This is a genomic window from Enterococcus sp. DIV0008 (genome assembly GCF_050542615.1).
Lineage (GTDB): Bacteria > Bacillota > Bacilli > Lactobacillales > Enterococcaceae > Enterococcus_D > Enterococcus_D innesii.
In genome coordinates this window covers 799,295-823,551 of the sequence record NZ_CP172937.1, presented here as the reverse complement: position 1 = coordinate 823,551, position 24,257 = coordinate 799,295, and the positions used below count along the sequence as shown (strand labels likewise).

At 42.2% G+C, this 24,257-nt stretch carries 22 protein-coding genes and 1 pseudogene; 5 read left to right on the top strand and 18 right to left on the bottom strand.

All coding sequences use genetic code 11. The features are described 5' to 3' along the window. Positions 1–173: 173 nt before the first annotated feature. Positions 174–1,817, bottom strand: a complete 1,644-nt coding sequence (locus IGI84_RS03830) for an SH3 domain-containing protein (protein ID WP_430600783.1) — start codon at positions 1,815–1,817, stop codon at positions 174–176. A 611-nt stretch (positions 1,818–2,428) separates the two neighbouring features. Here IGI84_RS03830 and IGI84_RS03825 point away from each other — a divergent pair. Continuing rightward, positions 2,429–2,569, top strand: a complete 141-nt coding sequence (locus IGI84_RS03825) for a hypothetical protein (protein ID WP_005237363.1) — start codon at positions 2,429–2,431, stop codon at positions 2,567–2,569. A gap of 74 nt (positions 2,570–2,643) precedes the next feature. Here IGI84_RS03825 and IGI84_RS03820 read toward each other — a convergent pair whose 3' ends face one another. Further along, positions 2,644–3,522: a DMT family transporter gene (locus tag IGI84_RS03820; protein ID WP_430600782.1), complete on the bottom strand. Its 879-nt coding sequence runs from the start codon at positions 3,520–3,522 to the stop codon at positions 2,644–2,646. Positions 3,523–3,636: 114 nt separating this feature from the next. Here IGI84_RS03820 and IGI84_RS03815 point away from each other — a divergent pair, with 114 nt between their 5' ends. Next, positions 3,637–4,476 carry a helix-turn-helix domain-containing protein gene (locus IGI84_RS03815; protein WP_430600781.1) on the top strand — a complete coding sequence of 280 codons (840 nt, stop codon included), beginning with the start codon at positions 3,637–3,639 and terminating at the stop codon, positions 4,474–4,476. 255 nt (positions 4,477–4,731) lie between these two features. On the opposite strand, the gene IGI84_RS03810 is transcribed toward IGI84_RS03815, so the two are convergent. From IGI84_RS03810 to IGI84_RS03795, 4 genes and pseudogenes are all read right to left on the bottom strand, one after another. Further along, positions 4,732–5,190, bottom strand: coding sequence for a GNAT family N-acetyltransferase (locus tag IGI84_RS03810; RefSeq protein WP_005225310.1), 459 nt, complete (start codon positions 5,188–5,190; stop codon positions 4,732–4,734). 72 nt (positions 5,191–5,262) lie between these two features. Next, complete coding sequence (locus tag IGI84_RS03805) at positions 5,263–5,562, bottom strand: MazG-like family protein (protein WP_430600779.1); 300 nt, start codon at positions 5,560–5,562, stop codon at positions 5,263–5,265. A 152-nt stretch (positions 5,563–5,714) separates the two neighbouring features. Beyond that, positions 5,715–7,027: pseudogene (locus tag IGI84_RS03800) on the bottom strand (PTS sugar transporter subunit IIC). Positions 7,028–7,039: 12 nt separating this feature from the next. After that, complete coding sequence (locus IGI84_RS03795; protein ID WP_430600778.1) at positions 7,040–8,419, bottom strand: glycoside hydrolase family 1 protein; 1,380 nt, start codon at positions 8,417–8,419, stop codon at positions 7,040–7,042. 199 nt (positions 8,420–8,618) lie between these two features. Between IGI84_RS03795 and IGI84_RS03790 the strand changes: the two genes are divergently transcribed. Further along, complete coding sequence (locus IGI84_RS03790; RefSeq protein ID WP_034868333.1) at positions 8,619–9,317, top strand: GntR family transcriptional regulator; 699 nt, start codon at positions 8,619–8,621, stop codon at positions 9,315–9,317. Positions 9,318–9,381: 64 nt separating this feature from the next. On the opposite strand, the gene IGI84_RS03785 is transcribed toward IGI84_RS03790, so the two are convergent. The 3 genes from IGI84_RS03785 to IGI84_RS03775 form a co-directional block, all read right to left on the bottom strand. After that, positions 9,382–10,701, bottom strand: a complete 1,320-nt coding sequence (locus IGI84_RS03785; protein WP_430600776.1) for a glycosyltransferase family 2 protein — start codon at positions 10,699–10,701, stop codon at positions 9,382–9,384. Further along, the gene (locus tag IGI84_RS03780; protein WP_142963158.1) at positions 10,701–11,207 is read right to left on the bottom strand and encodes a hypothetical protein; all 507 of its coding nucleotides are present in this window, start codon (positions 11,205–11,207) and stop codon (positions 10,701–10,703) included. The genes IGI84_RS03785 and IGI84_RS03780 overlap by 1 nt, the downstream gene beginning before the upstream one ends. A gap of 98 nt (positions 11,208–11,305) precedes the next feature. Beyond that, positions 11,306–12,052 (bottom strand): YcjF family protein, encoded by a 747-nt coding sequence (locus tag IGI84_RS03775; RefSeq protein ID WP_005225303.1) that lies wholly within the window; start codon positions 12,050–12,052, stop codon positions 11,306–11,308. A gap of 399 nt (positions 12,053–12,451) precedes the next feature. Here IGI84_RS03775 and IGI84_RS03770 point away from each other — a divergent pair, with 399 nt between their 5' ends. Beyond that, the gene (locus IGI84_RS03770) at positions 12,452–12,649 is read left to right on the top strand and encodes a hypothetical protein (protein WP_430600775.1); all 198 of its coding nucleotides are present in this window, start codon (positions 12,452–12,454) and stop codon (positions 12,647–12,649) included. 206 nt (positions 12,650–12,855) lie between these two features. Here the strand turns inward: IGI84_RS03770 and groL are convergent, their stop codons facing one another. Together groL and groES are read right to left on the bottom strand one after the other, a co-directional pair. Next, positions 12,856–14,484, bottom strand: coding sequence for a chaperonin GroEL (gene groL / locus IGI84_RS03765; protein WP_430600774.1), 1,629 nt, complete (start codon positions 14,482–14,484; stop codon positions 12,856–12,858). Positions 14,485–14,516: 32 nt separating this feature from the next. Beyond that, positions 14,517–14,801, bottom strand: coding sequence for a co-chaperone GroES (gene groES, locus IGI84_RS03760; RefSeq protein WP_005225291.1), 285 nt, complete (start codon positions 14,799–14,801; stop codon positions 14,517–14,519). Between the two features lie 218 nt (positions 14,802–15,019). Here groES and IGI84_RS03755 point away from each other — a divergent pair, with 218 nt between their 5' ends. Beyond that, positions 15,020–15,664, top strand: a complete 645-nt coding sequence (locus IGI84_RS03755) for a CPBP family intramembrane glutamic endopeptidase (RefSeq protein WP_269924382.1) — start codon at positions 15,020–15,022, stop codon at positions 15,662–15,664. A gap of 42 nt (positions 15,665–15,706) precedes the next feature. On the opposite strand, the gene IGI84_RS03750 is transcribed toward IGI84_RS03755, so the two are convergent. From IGI84_RS03750 to walK, 7 genes are all read right to left on the bottom strand, one after another. Continuing rightward, a complete protein-coding gene (locus IGI84_RS03750; protein ID WP_430600773.1) occupies positions 15,707–17,137 on the bottom strand; it encodes a 6-phospho-beta-glucosidase in 1,431 nt (476 codons plus the stop codon). A 25-nt stretch (positions 17,138–17,162) separates the two neighbouring features. Further along, positions 17,163–18,455 (bottom strand): PTS sugar transporter subunit IIC, encoded by a 1,293-nt coding sequence (locus IGI84_RS03745; protein ID WP_081118367.1) that lies wholly within the window; start codon positions 18,453–18,455, stop codon positions 17,163–17,165. Between the two features lie 155 nt (positions 18,456–18,610). Next, positions 18,611–19,348: a MurR/RpiR family transcriptional regulator gene (locus IGI84_RS03740; protein WP_034872439.1), complete on the bottom strand. Its 738-nt coding sequence runs from the start codon at positions 19,346–19,348 to the stop codon at positions 18,611–18,613. A gap of 42 nt (positions 19,349–19,390) precedes the next feature. Further along, on the bottom strand, positions 19,391–20,197 hold the full coding sequence (locus tag IGI84_RS03735; protein WP_005231151.1) for an MBL fold metallo-hydrolase: 807 nt from the start codon (positions 20,195–20,197) through the stop codon (positions 19,391–19,393). A gap of 55 nt (positions 20,198–20,252) precedes the next feature. Next, the gene (locus tag IGI84_RS03730; RefSeq protein WP_081118365.1) at positions 20,253–21,107 is read right to left on the bottom strand and encodes a two-component system regulatory protein YycI; all 855 of its coding nucleotides are present in this window, start codon (positions 21,105–21,107) and stop codon (positions 20,253–20,255) included. Further along, positions 21,108–22,418: a YycH family regulatory protein gene (locus IGI84_RS03725; RefSeq protein WP_325907568.1), complete on the bottom strand. Its 1,311-nt coding sequence runs from the start codon at positions 22,416–22,418 to the stop codon at positions 21,108–21,110. It lies immediately after the preceding gene. After that, positions 22,415–24,256 (bottom strand): cell wall metabolism sensor histidine kinase WalK, encoded by a 1,842-nt coding sequence (gene walK / locus IGI84_RS03720; protein WP_220426641.1) that lies wholly within the window; start codon positions 24,254–24,256, stop codon positions 22,415–22,417. The genes IGI84_RS03725 and walK overlap by 4 nt, the downstream gene beginning before the upstream one ends. Position 24,257: the final 1 nt, after the last annotated feature.

Here is a 24,257-nt window from a genome sequence, read left to right as displayed (position 1 = left end):
AAAAACAAGATATTTTGACAAATCGGCCTTTTTGTCAAAAAAAAACAAGGGCAATGTCCCATATTTTAGAAGATCTGCGCCCAGCACAAAAAGCGCCCCTAAGAAAACTGATTGCAGCTTTCTTAGGGGCGTTTCTAACAAAGGACAAACCCTTTGCCTTTTCAATGAAATATTTATTTCACACGTAGAGCGAAGCTAGCAGTCGAAAAGCCTGATTGTGCTTCGGTGACTGTATAACCCGTGCTTGGCGCATGGATATAGCTTGTATTACTTGTAGCGATCGCTACGTGGTAGGTATTCCCTTTTTGACCCCAGAACAGCAAGTCGCCAGCTTGTGCTTGCGAGACAGGAATGATCGTCCCTGCGCTTTCTTGTGGGACTGTCCAATCACCGATGTTTTTGCCCGTCACTTTTAAGAAGACGTAGCGTGTAAACCCAGAACAGTCGAAGACATCTGGTCCTTTGCCTCCCCATTGATAAGGAGTGCCGATATGTTTTCTAGCTTCTGCAACGATCGCTGCTCCATCAACGCTCATTGGAACATTGGTATTGCCTGCGTTGTTATTGTTGCCATGAGTCGTTGCACTGACTTCTTTGACATATGCTGCAGATACCCAGCCACCCGTTGATAACTTATACCAAGTGGTATTGCCATTGACTGACGTGCCTTGTTTTTGAGCAACTGCTTTGAAGGTCGCATTGCTGCCCAAACTGCTGACTACACTTGCAGAAGTTGATGCATTTGAGCGGACATTCATACCAGTAGTTGTTTGGAACGTCTTATTGATGGCTTGCTCACTCGCATTGCTTGAGCCGTTTGATGAGCCAGTATTGTTTGAACCTGTGTTTGAATTATTGTTATTACTTGTATTTCCAGAACTAGACGTGACATCACGCACATATGCCGCTGTGATCCAGCCACCGGTCGATACTTTGTACCAAACATTGGTGCCGCCAACGGATGTGCCATTTTTCTGGGCAACGACCTTCACCGTCGTGCTGTTGCTTAGGCTGCCAACGACACTGCCGCTTGTGGACGCACTCGAACGAACATTTAATGCCGCTGTTGTTTTCACGTTCTTGTTGATAGCCGTTTCTGCAGAAACACTTGTATTGCCGCCAGAAGAACTATTGCCTGTGGAGCTACTGGAAACATCTTTGACATAGGCTGCCGTGATCCAACCGCCTGTGGACAATTTGTACCAAGTGGTCGTGCCATTCACCGATGTCCCACTCTTTTGTGCAACGACCTGTACTGTCGCATTACTGCTCAAACCGCGTACGACACTAGAACTTGTCGTTGCATTTGAACGGACGTTCAATGCAGTAGTCGTTTTCACTGATTTCGAAATTGCTTTTTCCGATGAAGAAGACGACGAATTGGACGAGCCTGTATTGGCAGAAGAAGAGCCTGAGGTGCTTTTCACATAAGCCCCTGAGATCCAGCCACCTGTTGATAGCTTATACCATGTTGTATTGCCATTCACTGAGGTACCGTTCTTTTGAGCCACCGCAGTGATTGTTGTATTTGCTCCTACACCACTTACGATAGAGGCACTTGTTGAAGCATTTGAACGAACATTCAGTGAAGCTGTTGTTTTAAATTGTCGATTGATCGCCGTTTCAGCTGACGATCTGGCAATAGTAGCAGTTGTGTTGGTTGATGACGAAGCGTTCGTCGTTTCGGTCGCATGAGCAAGAGACGTAAAGACACCTGATGTTGATGCTAACGCTGCTGTGATACCCAATCCTTTTTGTACGAAAAGGGACCGTTTTTGTTTCACTAAACGCTTACGTTTGATTTTCCGAGATTCCAATAAAACACCCCCTGTACCCCATTTTAACAAAAATTAATATTTTTTGATATTGTTTTCGTTTTGTATTTTTTTACTTTACGTTTAATAAAACGTGTCATTTATTTTCCTGCGTTATTCTTTTTGATCACTTTCTCTTTGGTGTTGCTCAATGGTACTCTATTTACAAAGATTTCTATAAACCACAGAAAAACGCTATTTCATTCAACGTTATTTTAAATCGCGAATAAAAACAGGAATTTTTTTGCAAACAAACCCACTTTTTGAAAAACAAGACTGTTATTTGAATAACATTTCTTTCCAAATCCCCTTTTTCAAAAATCGATACTAAAACCACCCATTTATCATTCCTTTTTTACACGAGGGATTCTGTGAAAAAGTTGTTTCAAAAAGAACACTGCTTCCAGCTGTGTGATCGACGCTAAGATGAGATCCTGTTACATCGCTTCCAACCGCATGCGAATTTCTTAATAGAGAAGTCCCACATCTCTGCCAAAAGAAATATTTTCACAATGTATTTCACGAGAAAGATTATAATACCAAGGAGAAAACTAAGAATTTGCATAAGTTTGTGAAATCATGCTATACTTAAAAAAAGGAAGAGGTGACCGAGTATGAAAACAAAGACGAAAGAAAAAGTGTATGCTGAACGACAACATAACTATAAAACGAAAAAAGAAGAGATTTTCAAAAAAGCCCTAGATTCCGTACCGACCACAGACAAGAAAAAAGAAGAACAGAAAAAGAAAGCGTAGACTCCTGCGTTTTCTTTTTCTGTTGATTTATAAAAAAGACGAGACTTCACCGATTTTGGCGAATCTCGTCTTTTTCACAATTTTTTTTGTAAACACATGATGCTCCCTATAACTGCCATAAATCCTACTAGCTCCACCACTGTGAAGTGATCATGAAAAACAATGATCGATAAGAAAGCAGCCAGCAGTGGCTCAACTGCTGTTAAAACTGTTGCAAGTGTTGAGGATAAATAGCGTAAACTTGTTAAAAAAATCAAATACGCTAGTGCTGTTCCAAATAAAATGACCACCAGCAAATAAAGAATCACTTGAACGTTCAGTTGACTATCAATCTGCCACATTGGATGAACCACATTCGCCAAGCCTCCACCAATCAACATCCCCCAGCCGACAATTGGTAAACTCCCATATTTTTGCAAGAGTTTACGCGGCTGTATAGAATAAAAAGCTAGTGATATCGCTGATGCTAACCCCCAGCCTAGCGCAGATTGGGAACTCGCTAATTGCTCAATCTGTCCTTTTGATGCCACAGCCGTCACGCCAAGTAAGGTTACCAATAACCAGAAACATGTCTTTAAAGAGGGGAACTGCCTTTTGGCTATCGCAGCATAGAGTAAAACAAAGAAAGGTCCAGTATATTGAATAATCGTTGCAAACGAAGCATTGCTTTGCTCAATCGTTTTAAAGTAGGTAAATTGAACGAGAAACATGCCTAAGAAAGAAAACAAGAGCAGCTGAATGAAGTCCTTTTTCTCACGAAATGGGGAAATCAATCGGGCGCGATCCTTTAACCCAATGCTTAGCAACAAACACCCTGAAAGAACCAATCGTGTTGAAACGAGCCAATTTGCTGAAATACTATATTTCGTAAATAAAATTTGTCCAGCGATGCCAGAAACTGCCCACAAAGCTGCTGCTGAACAAGCATAAACAATCCCAACTGTTTTTTTCATAAAAACACCTTTTGTCTTTCACTTTACTTTGTTAGTATTATACCGAATCAGATAGTGAACTTTTGTCAATATCCTGATTGTTTTTAACACTATTCTGTAAAAAGGTGGTGCAGTATGTACTTTGAACGCACAGAAGAAAACGAAGAAACGACCAAACATACAACTACAAATCGCTCCTTTGCAATTTATCAGCGTTGCTTGCAACAAAAGCGTGGCGACCAGCTGCCATTGCATTGGCACGACGAGCTGCAAATTGTATGGGTCGAAGAAGGTAGCTTCGTGTATACGATAGACGACGAGCAAATTTTGCTAAGCAAGAATGAGGCGATCATTATTAATAGCCGTGTACTCCATGGTGCTGTTTTAGCTTCAGAAAACGTCCGATATTGCTGCTTTGATTTTTCTTCAGGCTTTATTGCTGACCCTGCTTTTAAAGAAGCGATCGAACAATTAGTCCACGATCGCACCCGCAGCTATCGGCGCTTAACCTTAACCGCCCAACATCAAGCATTTGTTCAAGCCGTGCGTCTGCCTCTGCTTATTGAACAACGATTTACTCTCTATGAATTGTTTTTAGCTGCCCTTTCACAGCTAATGGCTGCAAGACCTGCTTCACCAAAGAAAGAAACTATCTACTTAATGCTGGCATTTGTCCATGAGCATTATCAAGAACCATTAACGGTTCCTGCGATCGCTAAAGCTGCTGCCATCAATACACGTACTTGTACCGCCCTTTTTCGGCAATACACGACATTGACCCCAATCAACTATCTGATTGATTATCGATTGTCTCAAGCCAAAAACCTATTGATCGAAACGGATGAGCCGATCTCAACCATCTGCTACCACGTTGGCTTCAATCACTTGAGCTACTTTAGCAAAAGATTTCAGCGTAAATTTGGTTTAACGCCGCTACAGTATCGCAAAACCTATCGCGAAGATGATAGAAATTAGCTGATCGGTACCAACAGAGCCTCTCATCTAGATAAATTTTGCTATATTCTATAAGCGTTTCAGTACTTTTTTCACTTTTACGCTCATTGGTCCATAAGAATCTCTTTGAAATCCTTTTCTAAAAACCACACACCCAATATTTAGTAGGCGAAAACATGTTCCTACAACATATTGTGGATAAACCTGTTGAAACTGTGCATAACTAAAAAGCCTGCGATTTTTTCGCAGACTTTTTTATTTATTGACAAGCTATTATTATTCTAGAGATAAATAATAGCTTACATTATCTGGTAGCGGTTTAAAGCCATTCTTTTTATAAAAATCCGCTGCTGGCATACTTTCTTCGGTATCTAACAGGATCGTTGGAATCTCTTTCTTGAGCAGATCCTCTTTGATCCTTTCTAAAAAAGTGGAACCAAGGCCTTTTCCTTGATGCGTGCCAGTAATTAAAAAGGTATCGATCACATACTCTTTTCCTTGATACCAGGGCTTGATAAAGCCTAATGAAAGACCAATCAATTCATTCGATGCTCGGTCTGTTAGTCGATAACCAATAAAAGTATTCATTGCCATCATTGAAGATACATAGTCGGTGATTTGCGGCACTGTCAATTGGTCATTCCATGGTTCTGCTGAAAATACGGCAATATAGTGGTCCACGACTTCTGCTAAATCCGCCGTGGTTAATTCACGCATGCTTACGTTCTTTTCCATCCTATCTCCTGCTTCCATTTCTATTTCGGTAAGGGCCTATACTCGAGGAATCCACTAGTTTTTGTGTGTGTATCAATTATCGATTCGTTTGGCATAGCCATTGCCATAACTCGTATAACGACGCTTTTGGTTGACGGCCATTTTTTTATTAATCTCTGCTTCAAGATCGATGGAAAGGATTTCCGCTAACCCAAGAAGATAAATCGCCACATCCGCCAATTCTTCTCCTACCTCTTGTTGCTTCCGATACGCGTCAAAGGCTTCCCCTACTTCAGCATATAAAGCCAAAAACTCTTTTTCAATATTTGTGACATTGAATTGGTGATCGATTTTGTTTTGATAAATCGCTTTTTGCATTTCTGAAAGTTTCATAGTCGCTCCTTTTGGGATAGTATACCATTTAATTAAAGTTCAAAATAGAAACTTAGTAAAAAAATCACCTCAAAAAATAGTGACCCCCAAAACGTTAGAATTTTGTTCTAACTTTTGTAGGTCACTCTAGTATAGGATTCATTCTGTTTTGTTTATTCTGCCCGCTCCAATTCAGCAGATTTGATTGCAACCCGTTGAGCGATTTTTAAAAATGGAAAATAGATTGCTACACAAACGACGATGATGATCACTTGAACCATAACAACTTTGAAATCCCCTTTTGATGCCAATAATGCACTAAGAATTGGCGGTGTCGTCCAAGGAACCATGACTGAAAGTGGCTCAATGAATCCTACTGCGGTAGCAAAGTAGCCAATCAACGTTGCAACAATTGGACTTGCAACGAAGGGAATGATCATTGGTAAATTGAAGACGATCGGTAAACCAAAGATGATTGGCTCGTTGATATTAAAAATACCCGGAGCTAAGGATAGATTGACGACATCCCGAAAAGGTTGGTAATTGCGGACGAATAAGAGCACTGCAATGATCAAACTGATCGTAAATCCAGTCCCGCCTAGTTGTGCGAAAACCGTCACGAATGCTGAATTTAAGATATTGGGCGGCGCAGCGCCTTCTTGCACGGCTTGCATGTTTTCATTCATATTGACTAACAGCAATGGATCTAATAAGGTGCCATTGATGACGGTTTGGTGAATGCCTAAAGTAAACAGAAAGTTGCCCGTTGAATAGATGATCAAGAACCCAAAATCGATGTGTTCAATAAACGCAGTGGTTCTTGGATCACTGTGGAAATGATTTGAATCAGATCGGTATCAAAGGCTGCTAGCACGGTCGCAACTACGGCAAAGAAGGAAATCACTAAAATAGCAGGGATCAACGTACTGAAGGATTTGCTGACGGCAGGAGGAACTTGATCCCCTAAATTGATTTTTAAGTGCTTGTTTTCTGACAGTCGAATAAATAATTCCGTGGCAACTAACCCACAAATGATGCCTGAAAACATCCCTTTGGTCCCGACATCGTCAAAAAGCATCACACCACTGATGGTCACTTCTGCTTGGGCGCCTTCTGGCATCACGGCATGAGCCATCGCCAACATGACCACTAAGCAAGTCGTTGCCACAAAGGTTGCATTGATGGCGCTCGGATTATTTTTGTTGCGGCAAAGAAAATAAGCGATCATCGGGGCGATCAGCAGACCGGCGATATTCAATGTTCCATTGGTGATGGAATTGCCAAACACTTGCATTCGCGCCAAGGCAGCCCCTTGTAAAAACCATGGAAAAAAGACATTATTAAACAACACAGCGATCCCTGCGATAATAAAGGCAGGCATTAAGGTCGCAAACGCATCACGAAGACTTTTGAGATGAACCTGATTGCCGAGACGGACCGAAAACTCTGTAAATTTATCTAAAAACGTGCGCTTTTCTGCTGCCATTTTCTGTTCCTCCTATTCTGTATATGGGTTTGTATAGATCGTACTACCATTCGTTTTGATCACTTCTTTGAACCATTCATACGATTTTTTCGGCACACGTTTCATATCTCGCAACTCATGATTGCCACGATTGACATACACAAGTCCGTATCGTTTCTCCATATCACCTTGGGAGCTCAAAATGTCGATCAGTCCCCAGCCAAGATAACCAAGGCAGACCACTCCATCTTCCACCATCGCTTCAAACATCGCTCGAATATGCTCTTGATGGTAGGCAATACGGTAATCATCTTGAATCGGTTCGTTGCCATTCCAATGCTCTCTGACACCAATTCCGTTTTCAATCGGAAACACTGGCAACCGATACCGCTGATAGACTTTATTTAAGACATCACGGAAGCCCAGCGGATCAATTTGCCAGTTCCATTCCGTTGTTTCAATATACGGATTGTCTTGTTTTCCAAAAGTCATGTACCGATTCGGCGGCGTTCCTTCAGGAATTTTTTCAGCATTCAAGGTAGAAGAAGCATAATAGCTAAAGGCAATGTAATCATTTTTCTGCGCTGCGATCGCTTCTAATTCCCCAGGTAAAATATTCATATTGAGTTGATGATTTTTCACGTATCGGTCTTGTGCTGCCGAATACTTGCCGTGCGCATAGCAATCTAATAAAGTAAAATTCGCAAATTCATCAAACTCTCTTGCTGCTTTGATGTCTTGTGGACGACAAGTCGCTGGATACGCTTCAGAATACGCCAGCATGCCGCCAATCTTCGCATTTGTTGTTTCATGAAGATAGTTACAGATCTCTGCATGGCAAACCATGACATTGTGGAAAATTTGATACAATTCTTCTGTTGTTTCTTCCCCTTCTAAATAGCCGCTGATCTTAAAACCATGGTCTTGGTGGAATAGATTTTGTTCGTTAAAGGTTAACCAATAATGGACTTTATCCACAAAACGATCCACCATTTCTTTTCCAAAGCGAATGAATGCGTCCTTCACTTCTTTGCTGATGAACCCGTTATAGGTTTTCGCCAGATGCAGGGGCATATCAAAATGATACAAACAAATCATGGGCTCGATTCCTCGAGCTAACAGATCATCAATAAAACGATCGTAATAGGCGATCCCTTCTTCATTAAAGGCACCATCTCCATCGTGAACGACCCTTGACCAAGAAATTTGGAAACGATACATGTTCATCCCCAAATCTTGCATATAATCAAAGTCTTCTGTATACGCATGATAGTTATCATTTGCTACATGCCAATCGCTAGCCTGTTCCGAAGCTTCCCGTATATCATAAACGGATAAGCTTTTACCACCTTCATTCCAACCACCTTCTGTTTGCATACTGCTGACACTGTTCCCCCAGTAAAAAGTTGTCATATTGATCCCTCCATTGTTTGTATTCGCTTATAAAACCTATTATAATTAGATGAAATCGGCATGTAAATTTTTCGAAAACACATGTAAAGCTTTTTCTGTACATGTGAATTGCAGTTGATTCTTTGGTGATAGAGCTTGTTTTTATCCCCTTCAAACAAAACTCAAGTCCATGAATTTTTTTACATAAGGAGTGATGACTATGACAAAATACAAAGAGATCGTTGATCAGTTGCGGACGAACATTTATGAAGGTGTTTTTCCAGCTTTATCAAAATTACCGGAACAGACTGCGTTAGCCAAACGATTTCAAACCTCGCGAATGACGATCCAAAAAGCGCTAAATCAATTGAAGCAAGAAGGCCTGATTTCTACCAAAAGAGGTCATGGCACCTATGTCAATTCAGCGACCTATCAAGGACAGATCAATGAGTATATTGGTCTAGTCAACCGATATGGCGGGCGGCATAAAGTGCAAAGTAAAATCATTAGTTTCAATGTTCGTTTTCCAGAAGCCAACGAAATGGATTACTTGTCCTTGCGAGAAAACGAACCTGTTTATGATATCGTACGACTGCGCTATGTTGATAACGAACCCTTTGAATTGGAGTACACGATCATGCCCATCAAAACCATTCCCGATATTGATATGGCGATCCTTGAACACTCGATCTATCGATATATCACTGATTCCTTACATCTCAAAATAGGTCCCGCCATACGTAAAATCCGTGCCGACAAAGCAGATTCCTATGATATCAAATATTTAGAAGTCGATCCCAATGATCCGATCTTAGAATTAGAACAAGTTGCTCGTCTCTCCGACGGACGGCCCTTCGAATTTTCGCAAACTCGTTATCCATACCAAAATCGTGAGATTTACTATCTTTCTGAACCTTAATGGCAAAAAAACAAGTCTGAAGAAAACTCAGACTTGTTTTTATTGTCCAGGGAAGGTGAATTCGTTAAGATTCTTCGTTTTTTTTCGCCGTTCGCTCAGGGCTGACCCAAACGCCGCTACCGTAGCCAAGGATGGTCTTGACGGCTGGAATAAAGGTAGTGACGATCGTTATGGCATTGATCATCCAGTAAAACAGCATGTAAAAAGGGGCAAAACGGAAATATTTCAGCTTGCTGCGGTTATCATCCGCCAAGAGGCTGGTAAATAGCTGCATGACCCCCGCAATCATCTCAAAACAAACGAAGAGAAAGGCCATCGTAAACATATGGTAGATCCGCTCGTAATTCCCAGTTGCCCCATAATAAATCAGATAAAAAACAAACAAAGCCGAAGACAACCAGAAAAAGAATGACCAGATAATACTTAAGGACTGATCCACAAACATGGCGGTTCGACCGATATTTTCAAAAGGGTGTAAGAACACTTTTTTAAAATTGGTCAACCACACTTCCGTTCCGCCTTTCGCCCAGCGTTTCCGTTGCCGATAGAGCATCTTGAGTGTTTCTGGCACCTCCATGAAAAACATCACTCGTGACGCAAATAGTGACAACCAACCACGGAATTGATGATCCCAGGCAATACTGATATCTTCCGTGGCACGATTTTGTCGAAAGAGACCAACATCCATCAATGCGGCTCTACGATACATTGTGTTGGCACCGCTATAGGCATAGATGACGCCGAAAACGGCTTGCTGGGTCCGTTTGATAATTCCTACGATACTTGAAAATTCAACGGTTTGTGATTTCCCGACGATGGTTGTGCGATTTTGAACGTCCATATTCGCCGTAATAGCAGAGATATTGATGGAATCTTGACGGATAAAATAATTGACATATTTCCACAATGCATCAGGTTCAGGGACCGTATCTGCGTCGTTACTCAAGATCAATTCCCCATTGGCAAACCCTACCCCAATATTAAAGGCATGAGCTTTCCCTTGGTTTTTTTCGATACACAAAACCCTTAGATTCGGGTACTGTTCCATCAAGCGATCCAGTATCACAGGAGTTTGATCCGTTGAGCCGTCATCCGTCACCAACACCTCATAGTTGCTGTAGTTTAGATTGTTCATTAAATAATGAATCGTGTCTTCAATGACGACTTCTTCATTATGAGCCGGCACCATAATGGTGATCATCGGCTCGATCTCTTCGGGGATCGGTATCCACTCTAACTGACGATAACGGAACAAAAAACGATTGCAGATCACCCCGATGAACCAAGCAAAGCCACCTAAAATGGGATACGTGAACAGAATCATTAAAACGACTGTTAAAAATGTATCCAACCACGGGAACCCAGTATCAAAATTGACAACCATCAGCCCACCCCATTTCTACGGAAAAGTTCTTGGATCTCTCTTTCTCCGATGTTTTGCTCCGGTGCAACCGCGTAGTATTTTGCCCCATGGCGTTCTTCTTTCGTCCCGAAGCGTTCTTCGTAAAATGCTTCTAGCAACTCTTTGCGTTTTTCCAAAGCAGCTTCATCATGCATCGATTGCTTTTGCAGCAATCGTTTGAAGCGGCGGTTGTTCCTCAAGGTCAACAAAGTAAATGTCAGAACCAAGACCAAAAAAGAAATTCCTAAAAACAACGCCAAAAAATCAAAAGTCACTGCTTCTTCCAGATATGTCCGAAAGGCAATCCGATCCGCCAGATTCGGTAAAGTCAGCGGAATGGCCAGCCAGACAAAAGGAACCAAGACCATCAGCCAAGCAAGAATCGTCAAAATCGTTTGGCGGGTCTTTAAAGCGGAACGACCTTTTTGAAAATACGCATCGGTGACCAACCGTTCTTTGACTTCTTCCCGTGTCACTCGTTGTTTCATTTTACTCACTCCTTTAAAATAACTATTTATTTGCTGTGAAGAAAAAGAAGCAACAAAAGCAAGTCCTCTGGACCTGCTTCGTTCTTCTTCTGTTTGTCTCACTTGGATTTCTTGCCAACTTTCAACGCATTGAACAGCGTGTGAAATTGGCCTTTAAAGGACATCACTTGCTCAAACACATCTTCCCCATCATTCAGCATCTTGACCGTCACCCAGCCTAATGCTTCGGTGATACCACTAGCCACACTGGCATTGATCGCAGCTCCAGCAACGGTGCCGACTGCTGGGACAAATTTCAAGATATTGCCAACGGCACTGCGACCAAAACTCACAACGACTAGCTCTTTCGAAATACTTTTCGCTAACCCTTCACGCCATGTTCGCCCAAAAATACGATACAAACGTGCCATCATCGTCATTTGAACCGGTACAAGTAACACTGCGTCTGAAAAGGGAATCGGTGAACAGCCGATGATCGCCGCCGTTAAAGAAGCCGCATGGATCGTGCGGTGGGCTTTTTTTCGCGTTTCATCATCTACTCCCACCAAAAACTCCTCAAACACCTGATCAAATTGATCCTTACTTTTCGCTAACACTTTTTCCGCCTGGGCTTTTGATCCGTCATAGCCTTTCATCACAAGGGCAGCCGATTTTTTCGGCATTCGCTTCATGACATCCGCAAAAAAAGAAGTAAACTCCGCTTCTTCTTGCAGCTCTTCTCTCGTTTGACTTTGCTCGACTTGAACGGACTGTTCCGTTAATAATTCATTTTCGTTTTGCTTCTTTTTGCGTTTTATCCATGGTTTTTTCAAAGAAATGTCTCCTTCTTTCGACTCGTTGTTCATTTAAAAATCAAAGTGAGCCATGATTTTGTTCCTCTTTCTATTTTAGCTCAGGTTTTTCAAGATAGCGAAAATGTAGCTTGAGAGAGCTTACACTTGCTAAAAAATGCAAATTTGCATCTTTAAATTATTTATTTATATTATCGTTTTTTTATGCTATGATACACAAAAGGAGTGGATCGAATGAAAAAGAAATTGAATTGGAAAGTCCTTTTTTATCTAGGCTTATTGACTTACTTTCTTTTAAGCGGGATCTTCGCATTCTTTGGCGTCGAAATACCGTTTCTTTATAAACGTTGATCTTCACGTTTTCTCAGAACCATATCATTCAACCCTTTGCTCTATGTTAAGATAATCCATCATTCTATCGTCCATTCAATCTAATCAGAAAAGGTGATTTTCTTGTCCATTTTATTTGATCTCTTGCAGCTGCTTTCCGTTATCTGTATCGCGTATTTATTATTCACAAAAAACCATTTCCTCAAACAATTAACAGATGTTCAGAAAATGGTCTTTCTCGTCTTATGTGTTTCGGTGATACTGCCGGTTCTCTACGAATTTAGTACTGGCTTTGCGCAGGGATTTTGGGAACGGTTGTAATTGACTTTCCTTAGAAAACACGCTGCCATTACAAGACAAATAGATAGCTCATATCTACCAATCCTTTCTCCTTTGATTCAAGCAATGAACCAATTCTTTGGTGCTTAGAATACTAAGAAGAAAGGTTTTTTGTCTTTTTCTGTGCTGAAGTATTTTTTGATCGCACAAAAAAAGAACCCCTCAAAAGAGGAGTTCTCAAGGCTTGCTTACATCATGCCGCCCATACCCATTGATGGGTCCATTGCAGGAGCTGCTGGTGCTGCTGGTTCTGGTTTGTCGGCAACGACTGCTTCAGTTGTTAACAATAATGCGGCAACAGAAGCTGCGTTTTGTAATGCAGAACGCGTCACTTTTGTTGGGTCAACGATACCAGCTTCTAGCATGTTTACCCATTCGCCAGTTGCTGCATTGAAACCAACGCCTAAGTCAGCGTTTTTCAATTTGTCGATGATGACTGAACCTTCGTAGCCTGCATTTTCAGCAATTTGACGAACTGGTTCTTCTAAGGCACGTAAAACGATTTTGACACCTGTTGCTGCATCGCCATCTGTTTCGATTTCTGTAACTTTGTTGATGACATTGACTAAGGCAGTTCCCCCACCTGAGACCATGCCTTCTTCCACAGCGGCACGTGTTGCATTCAATGCATCTTCAATACGTAATTTCAATTCTTTCAATTCAGTTTCAGTTGGTGCCCCAACTTTGATCACTGCAACCCCACCAGCAAGTTTTGCTAAGCGTTCTTGTAGTTTTTCACGGTCAAAGTCAGAAGTTGTATCAGCGATTTGGTTTTTGATCAATTGAACGCGTGCGTCAATTGCTTCTTTTTCACCAGCACCTTCAACGATTGTTGTGTTGTCTTTATCCACAACCACTTTGCTTGCTTGACCTAAGTTATCGATGGTTGCATCTTTCAGCTCAAGACCTAAGTCTTCAGTGATCACTGTACCACCAGTTAAGATCGCAATGTCTTCTAGCATTGCTTTACGACGGTCACCAAATCCTGGTGCTTTCACTGCAACAACATTGAATGTTCCACGGATTTTGTTCAATACAAGTGTTGGTAATGCTTCGCCATCAACGTCATCAGCGATAATCAATAATGGTTTTGATTGTTGTAAGATTTGTTCTAACAATGGCAAGATATCTTGGATGTTAGAGATTTTTTTGTCAGTGATCAAGATGTATGGATTTTCTAACGCTGCTTCCATTTTATCGTTGTCAGTTACCATGTATTGTGATAAGTAACCACGATCAAATTGCATTCCTTCCACAACATCTAATTCTGTTTCAATCCCTTTTGATTCTTCAATAGTGATAACACCGTCATTGCCGACTTTTTCCATTGCATCAGCGATGTATTGTCCAACTTTTTCACTACCAGAAGAAACAGCACCAACTTGTGCGATTGCTTCTTTTGAATCAACGATTGATGAAATGTTGTGTAGCTCTTCTACAGCCACTTTTGTTGCCATTTCGATCCCACGACGAATACCTAATGGGTTCGCACCAGCGGTGACATTTTTCAATCCTTCACGAACGATTGCTTGTGTCAATAACGTAGCAGTCGTTGTTCCGTCACCAGCGATATCGTTTGTTTTTGAAGCGACTTCAGAAACAAGTTTTGCGCCCATGTTTTCAAAATGATCTTCTAATTCGATTTCTTTAGCGATCGTTACACCGTCATTTGTGATCAATGGTGAACCGTAAGATTTTTCTAAAACCACGTTACGACCTTTAGGGCCTAAGGTTACTTTTACTGTATCTGCTAATTTATCTACCCCACGAAGCATTGCTGCGCGTGCGTCTTCTGCAAATTTGATTTCTTTTGCCATGATTTCATCACCTCAAGTATTTTTTATTTTTCTTATTCTACTACTGCAATGATATCTTTTGCAGCAACGATCAAATATTCTGTTCCTTCATATTTCACTTCTGTGCCAGCGTATTTTTCGAACATTACTTGTTCGCCAACGTTGACAGCAACAGGAGCTTTTTCACCGTTTTCGAGCGTGCGTCCTTCGCCGACTGCAATAACGGTACCCGTTTGTGGTTTTTCTTTTGCTGCTGATGCAAGCACGATTCCGCCTACAGTTTTTTCTTCTTCTTTTGCGACTTCGATAATCACACGATCACCTAATGGTCTTAACACGATAAATCCCTCCAATGAATGTTATAGAATTTAGCATTAGCACTCTCTTGTATCGAGTGCTAACTTACAGTTTCAATATTACTCATTTTCCCAAATTTTTGCAAGCCTTTTGCTAAATTTTTTTTTGCATTTCTAATTGATTGATAAATATAGTAGGATTTTTTGTTTCTAGAAGCAACCTAGTCTATAATGAAGCAAAGGAGTGTGAGGAAACAACTATGTCTTTATCAAAATATTCTTTAGCCACGATTCTTACTTACGGCATCGTCTTTTTTCTACCGATCGCCTTCGTCCCTAGCGGACATCAAGTAGCAGCAACGACGATCGGTTACTTAGCTGGTGCAGCGATCATGTTTTTCTTGTATTTCAAACAAACAGAACCGCTATCGTTTGAACACAAAAAAACCAAAGTCTCAGCGATTCTTATTTACGGGCTAACAGGCATTGTCGCAGCGATTTTGTTGCAAAATCTAGCCATCTTTATCGAATCCTTTTTCGGAGAAGTCAGCGCTTCGCAAAATACCGAAAACATTATTGCCATCGTGGTGCAAAACCCACTCTTTGCTCTCGCAGCAATGGTCGGTGGGCCAATTATGGAGGAATTTGTCTTCCGCAGAGCCTTAGTTGGCATCATTGGGAAATACAGCAATGTTTGGGTCGGTGTAGTGGTCAGCGCCGTAGCCTTTGCCTTTGCCCACAATGACAATCATCTCTTAGTCTATATTTTCTTAGGACTGTTCTTTTCTGGGCTGTATGCTTTGACCGGCAGTATTTGGACTTCCATGATCACCCATGTGGGAATGAACACTTTAGTGATTATTATTCAGTTATTGCTTCATTACGGCTATATCCAAATGCCCTAAAGAAAAAACGCTACGCAGAAATTTTGCGTAACGTTTTTTTCTTTAGACCTTCGTGCCATTGGACGCAATCACTTGCTGATACCATGCAAATGAATCTTTCTTCCGACGAGCAAGGGTTCCATTTCCTTCATTGTCTTTGTCCACATAGATCACACCATAGCGTTTCTTCATTTCCCCTGTCCCCGCAGAAACCAAGTCAATGATGCCCCACGGTGTATAACCTAATAAGTCGACGCCATCATAAGCTACTGCTTCTTTCATCATTTCGATATGGGCTTTTAGGTAGTCAATACGGTAGTCATCGTGGATCTGTCCATCCTCTTCCACCGTATCCACCGCACCAAAGCCATTTTCTACAATGAAAAGCGGCAATTCGTAGCGTTCGTTAAACCAGTTCATGGCATAGCGCAAGCCTACGGGATCAATCTGCCAGCCCCATTCAGAAGCATCGACATAAGGATTGTCCACCAGATCTTGGCTCTCATCATAGTCATAGGTTGGATCATTCTCCTTGCCTTTGATCGCAAAAGACATATAGTAGCTAAAACCCATGTAGTCAACACAGCCTTTTGCCAAAGCTGCTTCATCTTCAGGGGTGATATCTAAATCAAATTGTTTTCTTTCAAAATAGCTGCGCATATAACTCGGATAGTGCCCACGGGCATGAACATCTGAAAACCAATAGCGCCGCTGCATGGCCACCGTGGCTGCCATCATGTCTTTGGGATCGCAAGAATACGGATAGATTGGGCACATCGCGATCATCGATCCGATTTGAAACGCAGGATTGATCGCATGTCCTAGCGCCACCGCTTTTGCACTGGCAACGAGCTCGTAATGAGCTGCTTGGTACATGACTTTTTCTCGGTCTTCTCCTTCCGTAAAGAACAGACCAGAATTGGTAAATGGCGCAAAATCTTCTTTATAGTTTGCTTGATTATTGATTTCATTGAAGGTCATCCAATACTTCACTTTCTTTTGATAGCGCGTAAAACAAACTTCTGCAAAGCGGACAAACAAATCGATCAATTTACGGTTACGCCAACCTCCGTATTCGGTCACTAAATGATAAGGCATTTCAAAGTGAGACAGGGTAATGACTGGCTCAATGCCATAGCGTAAACACTCATCGAATAATTGATCATAAAAGGCCAGGCCTTCCTCATTCGGCTCGCGCTCATCCCCCTTTGGAAAAATACGGGTCCAGGCAATCGATGTTCGGAAGCACTTCAACCCTAATTCGGCAAAAAGCTTGATGTCTTCAGGATACCGATGATAAAAATCGATCGCTTCATGATTGGGATAGCTTTCGCCCGGTTGGATACCTTCCGTGATTCGGCGAGGAATTCCGTTGCCTCCGACAGTCATGACATCAGCAACACTCACGCCTTTTCCACCCGCACGATAGCCGCCTTCCAATTGGTGAGCAGCGACTGCGCCACCCCATAAAAAATCGCTTCTTAGTTTATTCATTTCTATTCAACCTGCTTCCTTGGTATTAAACGATCTCTGTTTCTTGTTTATAGTTCAAACTATCGACCTTACGAATGAAAGGATAGTAAATAAAGAAGCCGATTGCTAAAACAACAAATTGTAAAATAGCGGTACGGATGCCCCCTACTAGAAATCCTGAAATGATCGGCGGGGTCGTCCACGGAACTTGCACAGCAGTAAATAGCGGTACGATACCGGTATAAAGTGCAAAATACGTGATCACGCCTGATACCATCGGTGTCAAAATAAATGGTAATACCATGATTGGGTTCATGACGATCGGTGTCGCAAAAATAATTGGTTCATTGATATTAAAGAATGCTGGGATCAGGGAGAGACGTCCTAATTGTTTGAACTGCGCTGAACGGGCAAAAGCCACCATGTATAGCACGATGCCAATTGTCATTCCTGCACCAGTTACCGTCATAAATTGATCCAAAAACTGTTGGGTCACGATGTGTCCGCCATTTTCCAATGTCAATGCTTTACCAGATTCAAGAATAGCCGTATTTGCTAATGAATTGGCTTGTAAAATCGGCCCCATGATACCGCCCACGATCGTCGAACCATGAACCCCGAAGAACCACAAGAATGGCACTAAGAAGCCTAGCATCAAGGCACCGCCAAGGGAATCCGTCACCCCTTGCATCGGACTTTGAATCACGGTGTAGATCCATTCGACCACGGTTGTCTGAAAGACCTTATCAAAGAAAACATAAATGCCTAATGCGATGGTCGTCAAAACAGCTGCCGGAATCAACGCTGTAAATGAGTTTGCGACATTGGTGGGTACTTGTTCTGGCAGTTTGATCCGGATGTCGCGTTTTAAGAACCACGTATAGCCCCAGCCCACAAAAAGTCCCACTAAGATGGCACTGATCATGCCTTGTCCACCGGTCCATGTTTTATCAATGACATTTGCGATGGTCACACTTGTTTCAGCATCCGTCACACTTGACTCCATAGTTAATAAGAAAATAACTAAACCAATCATTCCTGCAGGGAGTCCTTCATAACCTTCTGCTTTTACATATGAATAGGCGATACCCATTACGGCGAAAAAGGCCATAATTGCAAAAGAGGCGCCATAGGCTTGGTTGAAATATTCACCTAAGCCGCTATTCGTTACCCAATCCGCAATCGACTGGACGGGAAAGTTTGCTAATAGTAGGAAAATCGATCCTACGATTGAAAAGGGCATCGTATAGAGCATGCCGTTCCTTAATGCAGTAATTGCTTTCGTATTGACAAATTTTAATATTGGGGGTAATAATTTCTCATTGATCCATTCGTTCATCTCACATCACTCCTAAAATAAAATTCTATCCACCGGCCGATGAATTCGCTTACAAATAAATCTTAATGGATAATACGCTCCTTGCCTATAGCTTCTCTGAGATATGAAACATGTTCCAACAAAAAAAACAGCCGAAGCTGTTTTTTTACGATCACTTAGATTTGCTTGTAGACTTGATGGGCTAAAAGTTCGATCAGTGTAATCACCGGGACTTGCGTCGTCAGGTTCAAATCGACTTCTTTTCCTCCACTGACAACAGGCATATAGTAGGAAATATTGTAATCGGCCATTTGGGCGATCGTCGATTTTTCATCATTGGTGATGCTGAGTACTTTTGCCCCATACCGTTTAAAGTCCTCCGTTTGCTTGATCATTTGAATGGTTTCACCCGACACCGATAAAATGATCGCTAACGTATTTTCCATCCCACGAGGCGGTACTGGCAAAAAGGGATCGACGATGCTATAAGCATTGATACCTAAGTTGGCAAAATAGCGACTGCCATAAGTACCAAGAATCCCACTTGTGCCGATTCCTGAAAACGCCACATGGCGTGCGGAAAGAATCAGTTCTACTGCCGGCTGGATAAACTTACGGTAATCTTCATTATTGACTTTTTTTAAGAATGTATTGACTTGAATCGTTGCATCATAGAAAAGATCAAACGCTCGTGCGTCTTGTTCCTTTTTTTGACAGATCGCATACTTTAACTCTGAATATCCACGATAGCCCAATTTCGTGATACATCGTAAAATCGTCGACGTTGAGACGTGGCATGCAGCTGACAATTCGCGAATCGTCAGCTGATCGATCTCTTCAAAATGCTGGACAATGTATTTATAAACTGCCATTTCCAGCTCGTTCAAAGTCTTGATTTTTTCTTCATCAAACATCCCACTGCCTCCACCCAACAAATTCATCCCTCTGATGATCGATTAGATCGCAAATAATTCCGTCGCTTTGTCAGGATCGGTATCATAGACTTCAAACGTTTCTCCAACACCTAGATCATGTTCTTTCATGGTGTTGACCATCGTTAAGTGCGCCAACTCTTTCAGGTTGTTTTCTTTACTTAAATGACCAAGATAGACCCGTTTGGTGTTGTCGGTCAAGATGTCCGTCATGACCAGAGCCCCATCTTCATTCGATAAGTGACCGCGATCTCCAAGAATCCGCTGCTTGAGGCTCCATGGGTAAGGGCCCATTCGCAGCATTTCTAGGTCATGGTTGCTTTCCACAAGGTATGCATCGGCGCCTTTGATGATGCCTCGCACATGATCACTGCAATAACCAGTATCCGTCAGCATCACGAATGATTTGCCGTCTTTATGGAAACGATAAAATTGTGGCGCTGCAGCATCGTGGGAGACACCAAAGCTTTCGATGTCCAAGTCACCCAAAGTTAGCACTTTTCCCATCTCAAAGATGTGTTTTTGTTCGACAGCGACGTTGCCGATCATTGGGTCCATCGCTTGCCATGTTTTTGTATTCGCATAGACATCAAGTTTGTATTTTCGCGCCAGCACTCCGACACCGTGGATATGATCCCGGTGTTCGTGGGTCACAAGAATGGCGTCCAAGTCTTCTGGTTTACGCCCTACTTCATCCAATAATGAAGTGATCTTCTTGCCGCTCAAACCGGCATCCACTAAGATCCGCTTTTTATTGCTTTCGATATAGAGCGAATTCCCTGAGCTTCCGCTGGCTAGAATACTTACTTGAAAGGCATTTTCCTTCATCATGGTTTACGTGACTTCCTCTCTGGTTGTTTCAACGAGTTCCATTATACCCGCTTTTTTATGGATTTTCTACCTTTTGAACGGCATTATTCGTGATGATCCGATTGCTGAAGGCATTGACCGTTTCGATTTGGATGGTGTCATCGCCATCTAATTGGAAAGCAATAAACCATGCAGGAATATACACATTTTTTTCCCTAACTTTTAAAATCATCGTATAGGCTAATTCCGTCCAGAGAATTTTCGAGTGACTCGGCAGCTTATTGTTCAGATAAAGTGTATTTACTGCTTCTTTTTCTGAATAGACCGTCATCTTTTCCCTTAGAGGCGTAATATTGGAGATATGTGTTTGCGTGTAACGGGCAATCTGCAAAAGATCATCCGTTTGTTCTAAGGTGATATCGATTCGACTTGAGCTGTCATTGAAAGGAATGCCTTCATAGGATTGAACCGCCACCACGGTCGGATGATTGGCGTTCAAGACAGAGAGGTTTTCCAAATAGTCATATTCATCCCCAAACAGGACTTGATCTTTTCGTTGCAAAAAACCATTGACGGTTTCTTCCGTTTGGGAATCATCACTGATATAAAAGCCATTGGTTGAGACATGGATCAACTGCTGCCCTTTGACCGTCGACCCTCTTTTGAACTGAGTATTAAGTTGCGGATCTCGTAGTTCCACATCAAAATCCGTCTGTTCACCGCTCAAATAATAGCCACTCAAGACCTCATCTGATAATTCGCCAGAATACCGAATGTCCTCAGAATCGAGTCGTTGTTCGATAGGAATCGTTTGGTTTGATTGTGAAACCATCTGATGCTCGCTGCGAGCCTCACTGTAGACATTGAAAAGGAAGACATTCAGGCCAAGAAAAGCGAGGAAAAAAATCCATTCGATTCGTTTAAAATCCAATTAATTCTCCTCCGTTTCTGCTAATTTTGTCATTAATGCATCATAACTGATCCAAGACGAGTCATAATTGACATACCAAGCAGGCGTCAAATCAACAAGTGGTGCATCTTTGATCTCCCCCCATTGATAGCCGACGATGATCTGTTGCAACAATTCAGGATCAGCCCCTGCCGCAATCAGCTCATTTTTGACCGACAAACTAGAGGGCAATTCAATCTCCGTTTCAGAAGGAATCGGCACTTGGATCGCGTTCAAGCTGGCAGAAATCGTCATTTCCCGACTGCCGGTCTGACCACTTTCTGAAAAAGCCACACTGATCACCCCTTGACCACCAGTACTAAAGACTGGATAGCCTTCAACGAAAACCCGATAATCCAAGTGCTTGTCTTGTTGATCAAAATAGCGGATCGTCCCAAAATTGTTGCCTAAACGAATAATATAATCCGCACTCAACATCGCCAGATCCGTTTCATCGGAACCATCTGTGGTGGTTTCAAACTTGACTTGCTGTTGATCTTGCAAGACCGTCATGTTTTGCCCACCTTCATAATAGTAGGTATCGACACTTTCATCATTGATTTTGACGTTTTTAGGATTGCTGAAAAAGGCTTCTCGAAATAAACTCTGAGACTGTGTCGAAGAATAGTAGCTGTATTTTTTCAGCTTGATCGAATCTTGCGTATAATATTGATTGCTGGATCGTTCTTGATCAGTCCTCATTGCCGTCCATTCCCGAGGATTGTCTGCCAGTAAGTGTTTTACTTGGCTTTTATCCCAGTCGATCTTGCCTCGAACTACTCGTTGATGGGTAAAGTCAACAAATTGGATCGTGTTTTCTTCGAGATCAAACTGGATGCGAGAAAACGGAAAATCCTCTGTTTCACTTTCGTCCTCTAAGGACAGCTCTTTATCAAAGGTTTTCTCGTAGTCTTTCAAGTAAAACGTCGTATAGTAGTTTAAGGATATTCCTTGATTGACTTCTTGGGCTTTTGAAAAAGCTTGTTCCTCACCATAGGTCCGCAGGGTCAAATCACTGATCGTTGCCTCGTTGATCACCTCTTGGATCTCTCGAATCACCGCTTCAGAATTGGTTTCTTTGATATCCTCTTCATCATTCCAAGTCAGATATAGGGGCAAAAACAAATCGCTTTTTTGTTTGTAGGTTTGAACCGAAGGATTGACGCCAGTGTCTGTTTCCGTGCTGGCATTGTTGAACCCGGTCGGATTTAGCCAAATCATATAGGAGAAATAAAAACTCAAGGCGATCATCACGATCAAGCCTACACGAATGATTTTTTCTGAGATTCTCATACCCACCAATCCTCCTCATACGGTTCATACGGCAACATGATGTAAAATGTTGACCCGCGATTTTCTCGACTTTCCGCCCAAATCGCACCTCCATGAGCTTTGATGACTTCACGTGAGATCGCCAACCCTAAGCCGGTGCCTCCTTGTTGGCGGGCTCGAGCTTTATCGACTCGGTAAAAACGATCAAAGATCTTCGTGAGATCTTTTTTCGGAATTCCTAGTCCTTGGTCATTGATGCTAAGGACGATGTTGTTATGAGTCTCCATCAATTTCACCGTAATAATCCCACCATCTGGGGAATATTTGATGGCATTATTCATGATGTTGTCGATCACTTGGATCATTTTGTCCGTATCGACTTCCACCCACAATTCTCGTTTGGTGAACTCGCGGCGAATCAAATATTTTTTACTTTCATTCGTCACCATCATGTCAAAACGATCCAACACGAAATTAACCATTTCATTGAAATTGATATATTCTAACTGCAGTTGCGAATTGCCACTATCCATCCGCGACAAACTCAACAGATCATTGATCATACGAATCATCCGATCCGTTTCATCCAAGGTCACTTTCAGAAAGTTCGGTGCAATTTCTGGATCTTTCCAAGCCCCTTCACTCAGCGCTTCGATGTAGCTGCGCATACTCGTTAGAGGCGTTCGCAACTCATGAGAAACGTTGGAGACAAATTCTCGCCGTTCCTGCTCATTCTTTTCTTGTTCCGTGACATCGTGCATTACGGCAACTAGACCGGAAATGAACCCGGACTCTCGACGGATCATGGAGAAATCAATGCGCAAAATCAGATTTGTTCCCGTCGAATCATTGCTAGGACGCTCCAATAGCATGTCTTCAGGGTTTTCCAAAAGCTTTCGTAACGTGTATTCTTCATCGATTTCCAATAACGTCAAAATCGACTGCCCGATCGCTTCTTCGTTAGTGACATTCAATAAGGACATCGCCATCTCATTGATGGTAATGACTTTGCCTCGTCGGTCGGTGGCAACAACCCCATCTGTCATGTGAGACAAGACGCTGTCCAAGCGGTTTCGCTCGGACTCCATCGCCTCTTGGGTCTCTTCGATTCGTTCCCCTAATTGATTAAAGGTTTCCGCCAGTTGCCCCAATTCATCTTTTCCATGAATCGCGACCTTGCGGCTATAATCTCCTTTGGCGATACGAATCGCTTGTTCCCGCATCTCTCCAATTGGTTGGGTAATGGAACGAGAGACCAATAGTGCCACAATGATCGAAATCACTGCCGCAATTAGCGAAGCGGTAACAAAGATGACCGCTGTTGTACTAACTTCATTGTATTTTGACTCAAGATTGCTCCGTAAATAAAGCGTTCCTAAGACGGTATCCCCTGTCGGTGATTGGATCGACTGTACGATATTGAACACCCGCTGGCCGCTGGATTCATCATAAAGGACTTCACTACGGTTCGTATCGTAATCACGGTAATCATTTTTTTCTCCCACCGAGCCACGATCATTGATATTGGTGGTTGCACGAATAATCCCTTGCTCATCCACCACCCGCATCTCCAAAATTTCCGATGAGTTGGTACTCGTTAAGATTCGATTCAAGGAAGCATTCATGGAATCCCAATCCAAACCGTCATCATTATCCATTCGACTCAATTCAGAGCCTAACGTTACCACTAACGTACTGGCCCGTGCCTCCATGTCGCGTTTGAAGGCATCGACCGTTGTTCTTTCCAATTCGCGAATAAAATACGCCCCGATAATCTGGATCGCAATCAATAAGATCAAGATAAAAGTCAGGGCGATTTTGAAGTTCACCGATTGAAAAAAGCGAACTCTATTTTTCATA

Bases quoted from the DNA above. Each gene is read 5' to 3' on its own strand.
- IGI84_RS03825 (WP_005237363.1), top strand. From the start codon at position 2,429: ATGAAAACAAAGACGAAAGAAAAAGTGTATGCTGAACGACAACATAAC.
- IGI84_RS03820 (WP_430600782.1), bottom strand. From the start codon at position 3,522: ATGAAAAAAACAGTTGGGATTGTTTATGCTTGTTCAGCAGCAGCTTTG.
- IGI84_RS03815 (WP_430600781.1), top strand. From the start codon at position 3,637: ATGTACTTTGAACGCACAGAAGAAAACGAAGAAACGACCAAACATACA.
- IGI84_RS03810 (WP_005225310.1), bottom strand. From the start codon at position 5,190: ATGGAAAAGAACGTAAGCATGCGTGAATTAACCACGGCGGATTTAGCA.
- IGI84_RS03805 (WP_430600779.1), bottom strand. From the start codon at position 5,562: ATGAAACTTTCAGAAATGCAAAAAGCGATTTATCAAAACAAAATCGAT.
- IGI84_RS03795 (WP_430600778.1), bottom strand. From the start codon at position 8,419: ATGACAACTTTTTACTGGGGGAACAGTGTCAGCAGTATGCAAACAGAA.
- IGI84_RS03790 (WP_034868333.1), top strand. From the start codon at position 8,619: ATGACAAAATACAAAGAGATCGTTGATCAGTTGCGGACGAACATTTAT.
- IGI84_RS03785 (WP_430600776.1), bottom strand. From the start codon at position 10,701: ATGGTTGTCAATTTTGATACTGGGTTCCCGTGGTTGGATACATTTTTA.
- IGI84_RS03780 (WP_142963158.1), bottom strand. From the start codon at position 11,207: ATGAAACAACGAGTGACACGGGAAGAAGTCAAAGAACGGTTGGTCACC.
- IGI84_RS03775 (WP_005225303.1), bottom strand. From the start codon at position 12,052: ATGAACAACGAGTCGAAAGAAGGAGACATTTCTTTGAAAAAACCATGG.
- groL (WP_430600774.1), bottom strand. From the start codon at position 14,484: ATGGCAAAAGAAATCAAATTTGCAGAAGACGCACGCGCAGCAATGCTT.
- IGI84_RS03755 (WP_269924382.1), top strand. From the start codon at position 15,020: ATGTCTTTATCAAAATATTCTTTAGCCACGATTCTTACTTACGGCATC.
- IGI84_RS03750 (WP_430600773.1), bottom strand. From the start codon at position 17,137: ATGAATAAACTAAGAAGCGATTTTTTATGGGGTGGCGCAGTCGCTGCT.
- IGI84_RS03745 (WP_081118367.1), bottom strand. From the start codon at position 18,455: ATGAACGAATGGATCAATGAGAAATTATTACCCCCAATATTAAAATTT.
- IGI84_RS03740 (WP_034872439.1), bottom strand. From the start codon at position 19,348: ATGTTTGATGAAGAAAAAATCAAGACTTTGAACGAGCTGGAAATGGCA.
- IGI84_RS03735 (WP_005231151.1), bottom strand. From the start codon at position 20,197: ATGATGAAGGAAAATGCCTTTCAAGTAAGTATTCTAGCCAGCGGAAGC.
- IGI84_RS03725 (WP_325907568.1), bottom strand. From the start codon at position 22,418: ATGAGAATCTCAGAAAAAATCATTCGTGTAGGCTTGATCGTGATGATC.
- walK (WP_220426641.1), bottom strand. From the start codon at position 24,256: ATGAAAAATAGAGTTCGCTTTTTTCAATCGGTGAACTTCAAAATCGCC.